We start from the raw sequence: 11,558 nt of genomic DNA on the forward strand, positions 1-11,558 counted from the left end.
AAAAAAATAAAAGGGAGCTCAATGAAGAACTCCCTTTTTGAATAATATTTACTGATAATTAGACTCTTACGTGTCCGTCACCAAATACATAGTATTTATTTGTCACCAATTGTTTTAATCCTAACGGACCTCTGTGATGCAATTTATCGGTACTGATCGCTAACTCGGCACCAACGCCCATTTGTCCACCATCTGTAAATCGCGTGGAAGCGTTGTGATAAACCGCTGCTGTATCTATGTTTTCCATAAAGGTTGTCGCAGCCTCTTTATCAGTTGTCATAATCGCACTGGAGTGACCACCGCTGTAAGTGTTGATCTTTTCCATCGCTTCTTCCATACTGTCAACAGCGCCAAGAACAATTTTCATCGCTAAAAATTCTTCATACCACGTATCTTCATTTGGGATCACGGTGTTATCGCTAAGAACTTCTTTTGAAGCTTCGTCTGCTAATACTTCAACACCTTTAGCTTTAAGAATTTGATCTAATTCTTTGATCTTAGCTTCATAATCAGCAATGTTCTTGTCTACCAATACTTTATCTAGCGCGTTACATCCAGATATTTTATCGGTTTTAGCATTGATGATTACCTCAATAGTTTTGGCCCAATCTGCTTTTGGATGTACGTATAAGAAGTTATTTCCTCTACCGCTTACCAAAACAGCACATTTGGCGTGTTCCTTTACAAATCCTATTAAGCGCTCACCACCACGAGGAACAATCAAATCTAAAGGTTGATCAGGATTCTTTAAGAATGCCTGAGTTTCTTCACGATTCATTTGTAACATGGTGATCCAAGACTCATCAAGGTCATTCTCGCGTAAAGCTTGCTTCCAACAGTCTACAAGAACAACATTACTATGATGCGCCTCTTTACCACCTTTAAGCAAAATTTTATTGTTTGCTTTAAAAGCTAGAACTGCAGCTTCAATAGTCACATCAGGACGCGATTCATAAATGATCATAATGGTTCCAAATGGAGCCGTCTTGTTGATGATTTTTAAACCGCTATCAAGTGTTGTATTTGAAATTTCTTGACTTACAGGATCTTCTTGATCGCGCACCTCTTTAATCGCTTGAATCATACCACTAATTTTAGCATCATTTACAACCAATCGGTCGTAAAGGGCTTGATCGTCGCGATTAAAAGCCTCTAAATCTTTTTTATTAGCTTCTAAAATTTCGCTTTTTCTAGACTCAATAATATTCATCATTGAATCAAGAACTTTATTTTTTATATCTGAATTGAGTAATTGCATTTTACTTTTTTTCTTTTATTAATTTGAATTGAATGAACTAATCTATTTCAAACTTAAGCTTGAAACTTAGTACCAATTTCTTTACCTTCCAGAAGGTCGACAATCACATTAGGTTTTTTACCATTAGCAATAAAGCAAGTGATGTCTTTGCGAGCAGTTTCTTTAGCAATTTTAAGCTTAGATTTCATTCCTCCTCGTCCTTCACCTTCAGCTTTGTTATTCTCTTGAACGTATTGTTCTACTTTCTGCTCAGGATGCACTTCCGTTAATTTTTCTGATTCATCATCATCAGGATGCCCTGTATAAAGTCCGTCTGTATCCGTAAGAAGAATCAATGCATCTGCATTGATCAATTCGGCTACAAGACTTGCGAGCTCATCATTATCAGTAAACATTGACATAGTTAATGATACTGCGTCATCCTCATTTGCGATAGGAATAATACCTTCAGACAAAAGACCTTCATAGCAATTGATCATATTCTCGCGGTGCTTCCCTGGCGCAAAATCACGCTTAGTAGCAAGTAATTGAGCGCAATGCATACCGAAGCTATTAAATAGTGTATAATAGTGACGCATCATACGAGGTTGCCCAACTGAAGAGAATATTTGTCTACGGGTAGAAGCATCTTCATAATTGCATTCTCCTAAGACTTCTTTACCTGCAATTGCAGAACCTGAAGAAACTAAAACAGGCTGGTAACCTTTTTCATAAAGCTCTGCGATTTGTCTCACAAGTTCATGAAGAACAGGCCCAACAATTCTGTTGTTTCTATTGGTCATTACATTAGTTCCTACTTTTATAACTACACGTTTTGTGCTCATAATTTTATTTTTCTTTACCGAGTTCTGTTGCACGGTCAAATGCTGCGTATGCAGCTTCTTTAATTAATTCTTTAACGTTATTATCTTCCATTGAATCTAGTGCGGCACGCGTCGTACCACCTTTTGAAGCAACGCGATCCATCCATTTTTCAGGTGTAAGATCAGATTCATTAAATAGTTTCACAGCGCCTTCAAAAGTTTGTGATACCAATACTTTTGAATCGTTTGGAGAGAAGCCCATTTTTAATGCTGCTTCTAACATAGATTGCATAAAATAAAACACATATGCAGGACCACTACCAGAAATACCAGTGGAAGCATCAATAAATTGCTCTGTTTCTACGTGTATTGACTCACCAGTAGTATCTAAAAGACTTCTAACAGTCAATAATTCCACTCTACTAACCTCTTTAGATTCTGTAAAAGAAGTCACTCCTTTACCTACTTTAGCAGGTAAATTAGGCATAGTACGTATAACTTTTTTTACTCCTAATCCTTCTTGAATGGTATTTATAGTTACACCCGCCATTAACGATACAAAAAGTTGATCTTGGTTTATGTAGGGCTTAATACTGTCAAATAATGATTGACTGTGGTACGGTTTAACCGCGATAAAAATAACATCAGCTTGTGGCACACATTCTTCAATGCTGTCATAAGCATCAAACTGCGCCATAGTTGATAAAGCTTCTGTTTTTTGAGGTGAGACATCAAAGATCATAAGCTTGCGCTTATTTAAAAATGGGGAGTTTGCCATTCCTTCGGCATAGGTAAGTCCCATATTGCCAGCACCTAATACTAATACTTTCATTAAATAGTTTTTAATTAATTAGTTCGCCCTATTTAGTGCAAGTATCATGCGAGACTCAGAAAATGAGGAAGTATCCTAGAATATTGATAGGAAAAAGCCTGTTAGCGTACACCCTATGAAGCTTAAGAAAGGTTTGCTAACTAAATGTTAAAAAAGCATTGCGGATTTCGCAGTTCCTTTTTGGCAGTTTTTCTGCCAAATGCTGTACATCTGTCAGTTTTATGTCAGTTTTAGTAGGTAATATCCAAATATTATGAATCAAAGAATATTTTTAAAGGAAATAAATTGAATTAAGCAGGGATTTCAATTTTCAGCGATTTGACTCAAAAAACATAAAAAAAGGGAGCATTTAGCTCCCTTTTTCAATAAAATCTATCAGAAATTAATCTCTTTTGCGATCTTTATTTCTGTTATCGCGGCCTCGATTGTCGCGAGATCCACGGTCCTTGTTGTCATTATTTCTAGGAGCACGCTCTTTGTAACCTTCCGGTTTTGGCAGAAGTGCTTTACGAGAAACTTTTTCTTTGCGTGTACGAGAATCGATTCCGAAGTATTTTACTTCAAATTCATCTCCCATATTAACCACGTCGCTTACATTCTCTGTACGTTCCCAAGCAAGTTCAGAAACGTGAAGTAGTACTTCATTACCCGGAGCAGCAAGATATTCTACAACAGCACCAAAGTCAAGCATCTTGATTACTTTTACTTTGTAAGACTCACCAACTTTTGGTTTAAAAGTGATTGAATCTATTTTAGCAAGAACTGCGTTGATACCTTCAGTTCCTGTACCTAGAATTTCAACTATTCCTTCTTCGGTTACTGGATCTTCATTGATTACAATCGTAGTTCCAGTTTCTTTCTGAAGTTCTTGAATTACTTTTCCGCCAGGTCCTATAAGCGCACCAATGTATTCATTAGCGATGCGTGTAGTAACCATTTTAGGCGCGTAATCTTTAACATCTCCACGAGGTTCAGAAATTGTATCTGTAAGGTGGTTTAAGATGTGTAAACGACCATCACGTGCCTGATGAAGTGCTTTTACAAGAATTTCGTAAGAAAGACCTTTTACTTTAATGTCCATTTGGCAAGCCGTGATACCATCAGCTGTTCCGGTCACTTTAAAGTCCATATCACCTAAGTGATCTTCATCACCAAGAATATCAGAAAGTACAGCGTATTTACCGCTTTCAACATCAGTGATAAGACCCATTGCGATACCAGAAACTGGTTTCTTAAGTTTTACACCGGCATCCATAATGGCCATAGTACCTGCACAAACGGTAGCCATAGAAGAAGAACCGTTAGATTCTAAAATCTCTGAAACAACACGTACGGTATACGGGCAATCTGCTGGGATCATCCCTTTTAATGCACGTTGTGCTAAGTTACCGTGACCTACCTCACGACGAGACGTTCCGCGAATAGGACGCGCTTCACCGGTTGAGAAAGGAGGGAAGTTGTAGTGTAGGTAGAATGTTTCTTCACCTTCGTAAGATGGCATATCAATTTGATTAGCCTCTCTCGAAGTACCTAAAGTAACAGTAGCAAGCGCCTGAGTTTCCCCACGTGTAAAGATCGAAGAACCGTGTACTGATGGTAAATAGTCAGTCTCACACCAAATTGGACGAATCTCAGTAGTCTTACGACCATCAAGACGTAAACCTTCATTTAAAGTAAGATCGCGTACCGCAGCTTTTTCGGCTTTGTAGAAATACTTAGAGATCAAATCTCCAAACGCTTCAAGGTCTTCTTCTGAGAACGTTCCTTTTACTTCTTCTTTAATGGCATCAAAAGCAGTGCTACGCTCGTGTTTAGAAGAACCAGCTTTGGCTACTTCATACACTTTGTCATACGTTAAATCGTAAACTTTTTTCTCAAGTTCTGCGTCTTCAACTTCTGGTTCGTACTCACGGGTTGGTTTTTTACCAAAAGCTTCCGCAAGACGAATTTGAGCCTCACACTGAACTTTAATAGCCTCGTGAGCAGCTTTGATGGCTTCGGTCATTTCTTCTTCAGAAATTTCGTCCATCTCACCTTCAACCATCATTACAGAGTCAGCCGAAGCCCCAATAACCATATCGATGTCAGATTCTGCTAACTGTGTGCGAGAAGGGTTGATGATAAACTCACCGTTTACACGACCCACACGTACTTCAGAAATCGCACATTCAAATGGGAAATCTGAAAGTTGAATTGCTGCAGATGCTGCAAGACCTGCCATCGCATCAGGCATTACATCTTCGTCATGAGACATTAACTGAATCATAACCTGAGTTTCTGCGTGATAATCTTTTGGGAACAATGGGCGAAGTACACGGTCTACAAGACGCATGGTTAATACTTCACCATCACTTGGGCGAGCTTCTCTTTTGAAGAAACCACCAGGATAGCGGCCAGCGGCAGCAAATTTTTCACGATAATCTACCGTTAATGGAAGAAAATCAACATCACTTTGCTTGTAGTTTGAAACTACCGTACAAAGCAACATACATTTACCGGATTGAACAACAACAGAACCATGTGCCTGTTTTGCTAATTTTCCGGTTTCGATAGAGATCTCTCTACCATCACCAAGGTCAATGACCTCTTTGAAAGTCTTTGGAATCATATTTTGATTTTTCATCTGTATCCTAAATCGAGGATACTGTTAAACATAAGCTGCAAACCAAAAAGGTTAGCGGCAAGGTCGTTGTGTTGTTGTGTGTAGTGGTGACCAATGAAAAACCTAAGGATAGCTTTCTTTGCCCTTACGGGACTTGAACCAAAAATATGGTTTTTATTTTACTGAAGCTTCAAATATTATTCTGAAACAACCAGATTTTAAAAATAAAAGGGACTGAAAAACAGCCCCTTTTATAAATAAGAATTATTTTCTTAAACCTAATTCTTTAACGATAGCACGATATCTGTTGATATCTTTCTTAGTTAAATAGTCAAGTAATGCTCTACGCTTACCTACTAACTTTACTAGAGAACGCTCCGTGTTAAAGTCTTTGCGGTTTCTTTTTAAGTGCTCTGTAAGGTGGTTGATGCGGTGTGTGAACAACGCAATTTGTCCTTCTGCAGATCCGGTATCGTTTTTGTCTTTACCGTACTGGCTGAAAATTTCATCTTTTTTCTCTTGAGTAAGATACATGCCAATATTATTTAAATAGTTTTTATGTATTCAATGAGGTGATCTCATTGAGCCGGCAAAGATACAATTAATTTCTAAATACCGGTCTGTTATTTTTAATTGCGAACTGGCTGATTTAAAATCAAGTCTATGTAAAGGTTGATATTCTTTTTCAGTTCTTTTCGGTGTGATATAAAATCAAGGAAACCGTGCTCTTTTAAAAATTCTGCTGTCTGAAAATCTTCTGGCAATTCTTGGCCGGTAGTATCGCGTACAACACGAGGTCCTGCAAAACCAATTAAAGCTCCCGGCTCAGAAATATTAATATCACCTAACATCGCAAATGAAGCAGTGGTTCCACCGGTGGTAGGATCTGTACATAACGAGATGTATGGAATTTTTGCTTCAGCAAGTTGAGCTAGTTTAGCAGAAGTTTTTGCTAATTGCATTAAGGATAATGCAGCTTCCATCATACGTGCTCCACCAGATTTTGAAATGATCACTAAAGGAACGTTGTGCTTAAGGGAGTAATCTGCGGCACGCGCGATTTTCTCACCCACTACAGAACCCATAGATCCACCGATGAACTTAAAATCCATTGCAGCAACAACAAGGTCTTTACCCATACTTTTACCTACGGCAGTACGTACGGCATCTTTTAAACCGGTTTTTGCTTCTGCATCCTTGAGGCGGTCAACATATTTTTTAGTGTCTTCAAACCCTAGCGGATCTTTTGAAGTAAGATTTTTATCTAGCTCTTTGTATTTGCCTTCATCAAAAAGAATTGAAAAATACTCATTACTGCCTATTCTTACGTGATAATCATCTTCTGGACTTACGTAAAAATTCTTAGCAAGTTCATCTGCATCAATGATTTTACCGGTAGGAGATTTATACCAAAGTCCTTTAGGTACATCTTTTTTATTTTCGGTAGCAGTTTGTATTCCTTTTTCTTTCCGTTTAAACCAAGCCATATTTTGTGCTTTTTAGTTTGTAAGCTTTTAGGGGTGCTTCTTAAAAATTAAGAGGCTGTTTTTAAAGGTTGAAAAACCTCAGAATATAAATCCTGAGGTTTTAAAATTTCTTTTCGCGGATGCGAAATTACAAAGTATTTACGTTATTTAAATCTTCAAACGCTTTTTCTAAACGCGCAACAAAAGATTCTTCACCTTTACGTAACCAAACGCGTGGATCGTAAAATTTCTTATTTGGGCTGTCTTCTCCGGTTGGGTTACCTATTTGTGTTTGAAGATAGTCTGCATTTGCATCAAAATATTTGCGAATACCTTCAGTAAATGCCCACTGTAAATCAGTGTCAATATTCATTTTGATAACACCGTAGCTGATACCTTCGCGAATTTCTTCAACGGTAGAACCACTTCCTCCGTGGAATACAAAGTCGATATGGTTTTCTCCAACCCCGTATTTTTCTGAAATATATTCCTGAGAATTCTTCAAAATTTTCGGAGTCAATTTTACGTTACCAGGCTTGTAAACCCCGTGAACGTTACCAAAAGCCGCAGCGATAGTAAACTGATCACTTACTTTGCTTAATTCTTCATAAGCGTAAGCAACTTCTTCTGGCTGCGTATACAATTTAGAAACGTCAACATCAGAGTTATCTACACCATCTTCTTCACCACCGGTGATACCAAGTTCGATCTCAAGAGTCATTTCCATCTTGCTCATACGCTCAAGGTATTTTTTACAAAGCTCGATGTTCTCTTCAATAGGCTCTTCACTAAGGTCAATCATATGAGAGCTAAAAAGGGAATGCCCATGTTCTTTATAGTATTCTTCAGAAGCATCAAGAAGACCGTCAATCCAAGGTAAAAGTTTTTTAGCGCAGTGGTCAGTATGTAAAATAACTGTTGCGCCATAACGCTTTGCTAATTCGTGCACGTGTTTTGCTCCTGCGATTGCTCCTGCAACTGCTGCTTGCTGGTTATCGTTGGCATAACCTTTTCCTGCGTTAAATTGAGCACCTCCGTTAGAAAATTGAAGGATTACAGGTGCATTTAATTTTGCAGCTGTTTCTAAAACACCGTTTATGGTATTAGAGCCGATTACATTTACAGCTGGAAGCGCGTAGCCATTTTCTTTAGCGTGTTTAAAAATTGCCTGAACTTCTTTACCGGTTGCAACCCCCGGTTTGATACTATGACTCATAAGTTGTTGTTTACTTAGTTAAGGGCATAAAATTAATAAATAATTAGGGTTTGACCACCTAATTTGCTTAGAAAGGATAGTTAATACCCACGTTGTAGACCGCATTAGAAAAATTTGTGTTTTTAAACCAGCGTTCGCCGTTAGGTAGCGCGGGATCATAGGTTTTAAATCCTATATCAAAACGCAAAACAAAAAAGCTAAAATCATAGCGTAGACCAAAACCGGTTCCTACGGCGATATCTTCAAGACTTTTTAAGCCGGTAAAGGTGGCTTGCGGATCTTCAATGTTATCTAGCGCGTTCCAGATGTTTCCTACATCGGCAAAAATAGCGCCTTTTAAATCACCTAAAAAGGTAAAGCGTTGTTCTGCATTAAACGCCAGTTTCATATTGGCTTCATTAAAATCGTTAGGACTATCAGTGCTTCCGGGGCCTAAGCGGTATGCTTGCCAAGCACGGTTGTCGTTAGATCCACCACCAAAAAAACTGCGAATAAAAGGGATGCTGTTTGAATTTCCATACGGAATCGCGATACCTCCGTATGCACGTACAGCCAATATATTATCGTTGCCAAAATCCCAATGCTTAATAAAATCCAATTCGGTTTTTACATATTGCGAGAAGGTCACGCCCAGAACTCTTGAGGAACCGTTTTCATTTTCTTCAAGACCTATCAGATTGCTGATGGCGCTTAGCGTATTACCGGCAACTTCAAGCTTGGCTCTAAAACTGGTAAACTCATCGTCAAATAAATTATCCCGGGTGTTTTTATAGTAGGTAAAACTAGAAGCTAAGATCAAGTTGTCCTCGGTAAGACGCTGGCGGCGTTCTTCAATATTCACAACGTCATTAAACTCTGTTGTGGTAACGGCAATATTTCGGTTTTGTACGGCATTTATAAAGTCTAAAGCACCATCCGGAATATCTAAATTGCCATCTTCATTTAAATACGGAATCACCTGTGTGGGATACCCAAGAGCGATGGTGTTCAGTTCGTCATACGAATTCTCATAGACATTAAAGTAGTTGGAGATATTCAAATTACGCACATACTGAATGTCAAAAAGATCAAAACGGTAATTCAAATTTTCTGAAGGGGTCCACTTATAATTAATTCCACCGGTGACATTTTGTTTGTCTAAACCTATGTTTTGCTGAATACCTATACCGGTAGTGAAACTGGTAGAAGGTGACATTTCGGGTGCGATGAAATTAGTACGAATAGGGAAGAAGATACGCGGAATCGTCAGACTTACATCAGCACCTATTTCAGTGATATCAAAAAGCTCAGGGCTGTTGCTTCCTGCCGCGGTTCTGGAATCACCTATACTCGCACGCCCGGAAATTTGCAAAGTTTCCATTCCGCCTAAAACATTTCTAATGCGTAGGGAACCACCGCCGGCAATCCCAAAACGTTGAATATTGGAGGTAGAAACATCAAAATCTGCCCTCAGGTTGAATTTAGGCAGTGGGGTAAGCAGAATATTGGCGATAAGATCTGTGCCTTCTGGGTCATCAGGATCTTCAGAAAACCGAAGGTCTGGATATCTAAAAGTGCCTAGTTGACTTAATCGAATTAAAGTTTGATTACGAGCCTCGTCGCTGTAGGTTTCTCCGGGCTCAATGAAAATCGCATCGATCAGGCGTTTAGACTTATACCGCAATTTGTCATAAGCATAGAGGTAATGATCATCGCGCACCAGACTATCTGAATAGGTGTCGTTGCGCAAGGCATAACCATAATCTGTTGTGACTTTAACCTTGCTTATTTTATGAACTTTTAGTGGTAATTCATAAACCGAATCTCTCCCACGAATCTCCCTGTTTCTAATGTTCATCTCGAGATTAACCCGATGGTTGGTATTCACCGAGTCTCCTACAAAACTTATAAATTCCTGATCAAAATGAAACAAGCCGTTATTACGCATTAGTTCAGTGATGCGACTGGTTTCGGCGTTGATGTCGAGCAGTTCGTATTGCGCATCTTTCTTAATGAAAGACTCATTTTTATGCGCTTGGTAAATAGAATCTGCAGCAGCAGATTTGATAAAGGTTTTTAACGAATCAATGATATACGGTCTTTGCGTATCTACCGAATAGATCACCTTAGCACGTTTGTTTGCGCTGTCTTTTTCGATCTCATAGGTCGTTTCGGCATTAAACCAACCTTTACTGTTGTAGTATTCGGTTAAACGGTCTGCCGATCTTTTGGTAAGATTTTCGGTAATTATGGCGGGTTCTTCCCCAAAATCTTTAAGTACTTCGTTAAAGCCTAATTTGAATTTGATGTACTTATCGAGTTGTTTTCGCGAGAGTACGCCAGACCAAAATTTTAACGTTCGCTGGTCGTTGTCGTTTAATTTATGCTGAAGAATGCTGTCTAAGTTGGGGCGCGCCCAATTGTAAATATATAGTCGAACCGGAGTTCCTAAAAGCGGAACTTTTGTATTGGGCTGTAAATACGGAATGTTATTGATGTTATAGGCTTCGTTGACTTCACCGTTAACAACAATCTCATTTTCAGAAAGTAAATATTTTCCTTGCGGAACACGCTTTACCGCGTCACAGGCAGCTAGAACGAGTAGCAGTATGATAAATAATCCTATTTTTGCGGAAAGTTTTTGCAAGGGCTTTTTTATAAAAATAACTTCAAAAATACACATTAGACGTGGTTAGCAAAAGCCAAATAAAATTAATAACGAGTCTGTCTCAAAAAAAGTACCGCCAGCAACACGGCTTATTTGTGGTTGAAGGAATTAAAGGCATTCAAGAATTTCTTGATTCTCATTATACGCTGCACAGTTTGTACGCTTTAAAGGGATATTTTGAAGCGCAAAATGCTATTGAAATTGCTGAAGCGGCACTTAAAAAAATCTCATTTCTAAAAACACCACAGAATGCTTTAGCTGTTTTTATGATTCCTAAGGTGAGTAGTGAAAAAGAAGCGGGTTTTCAATTGGTGCTAGACGATGTACGCGATCCCGGTAATCTGGGTACTCTGATCAGACTTTGTGATTGGTATGGGATCAAAACGCTGGTGTGTTCTCAGCAAACAGTAGATTGTTTTAATCCAAAAGTAGTGCAGGCCACAATGGGATCACTTACCCGAGTGAAGGTACATTACACAAATTTGGATACTTATTTATCGGGGCAGACGCTTCCGGTGTATGGGGCGTTTATGGATGGTGAAAATGTGTATCGCGCGTCAATGCCAGAAGATGCTATTTTAGTTTTAGGCAATGAAGCAAACGGAATTTCAAGCGCTGTTTTAGAAAAAATTCAGCATAAAATAAGCATCCCGCAATTTGGGACTTCTACCACCGAAAGTTTAAACGTGGCAATCGCCGGGGCAATTTTAGTAAGCGAATTTAAACGCGGATAG

Annotated in this window: 9 protein-coding genes; 1 reads left to right on the forward strand and 8 read right to left on the reverse strand. The window is 38.8% G+C overall.

All coding sequences use genetic code 11. The features are described 5' to 3' along the window. Positions 1-58 precede the first annotated feature (58 nt). The 8 genes from LDL79_RS12195 to tamL form a co-directional block, all read right to left on the reverse strand. The gene (locus LDL79_RS12195) at positions 59-1,258 is read right to left on the reverse strand and encodes a glutamate-5-semialdehyde dehydrogenase (RefSeq protein WP_072984436.1); all 1,200 of its coding nucleotides are present in this window, start codon (positions 1,256-1,258) and stop codon (positions 59-61) included. Positions 1,259-1,311: 53 nt separating this feature from the next. Continuing rightward, on the reverse strand, positions 1,312-2,082 hold the full coding sequence (gene proB, locus LDL79_RS12200) for a glutamate 5-kinase (RefSeq protein WP_072984438.1): 771 nt from the start codon (positions 2,080-2,082) through the stop codon (positions 1,312-1,314). A gap of 4 nt (positions 2,083-2,086) precedes the next feature. Then, positions 2,087-2,893 (reverse strand): pyrroline-5-carboxylate reductase, encoded by an 807-nt coding sequence (proC, locus tag LDL79_RS12205; RefSeq protein WP_072984440.1) that lies wholly within the window; start codon positions 2,891-2,893, stop codon positions 2,087-2,089. A 382-nt stretch (positions 2,894-3,275) separates the two neighbouring features. Beyond that, on the reverse strand, positions 3,276-5,501 hold the full coding sequence (locus tag LDL79_RS12210; protein WP_072984896.1) for a polyribonucleotide nucleotidyltransferase: 2,226 nt from the start codon (positions 5,499-5,501) through the stop codon (positions 3,276-3,278). 258 nt (positions 5,502-5,759) lie between these two features. Continuing rightward, positions 5,760-6,029, reverse strand: a complete 270-nt coding sequence (gene rpsO / locus LDL79_RS12215; protein WP_072984442.1) for a 30S ribosomal protein S15 — start codon at positions 6,027-6,029, stop codon at positions 5,760-5,762. Positions 6,030-6,124: 95 nt separating this feature from the next. Next, on the reverse strand, positions 6,125-6,982 hold the full coding sequence (gene accD / locus LDL79_RS12220) for an acetyl-CoA carboxylase, carboxyltransferase subunit beta (RefSeq protein ID WP_072984444.1): 858 nt from the start codon (positions 6,980-6,982) through the stop codon (positions 6,125-6,127). Positions 6,983-7,109: 127 nt separating this feature from the next. Continuing rightward, positions 7,110-8,177 carry a class II fructose-bisphosphate aldolase gene (gene fbaA / locus LDL79_RS12225; protein WP_072984446.1) on the reverse strand — a complete coding sequence of 356 codons (1,068 nt, stop codon included), beginning with the start codon at positions 8,175-8,177 and terminating at the stop codon, positions 7,110-7,112. Positions 8,178-8,244: 67 nt separating this feature from the next. Then, the gene (tamL, locus tag LDL79_RS12230) at positions 8,245-10,839 is read right to left on the reverse strand and encodes a translocation and assembly module lipoprotein TamL (RefSeq protein ID WP_225597878.1); all 2,595 of its coding nucleotides are present in this window, start codon (positions 10,837-10,839) and stop codon (positions 8,245-8,247) included. Positions 10,840-10,844: 5 nt separating this feature from the next. On the opposite strand from tamL, the gene LDL79_RS12235 reads away from it, so the two are divergent. Continuing rightward, positions 10,845-11,558, forward strand: a complete 714-nt coding sequence (locus LDL79_RS12235) for a TrmH family RNA methyltransferase (protein WP_225597879.1) — start codon at positions 10,845-10,847, stop codon at positions 11,556-11,558.

The organism is Leeuwenhoekiella palythoae, from assembly GCF_020310025.1.
Taxonomy (GTDB): Bacteria; Bacteroidota; Bacteroidia; order Flavobacteriales; family Flavobacteriaceae; genus Leeuwenhoekiella; species Leeuwenhoekiella palythoae.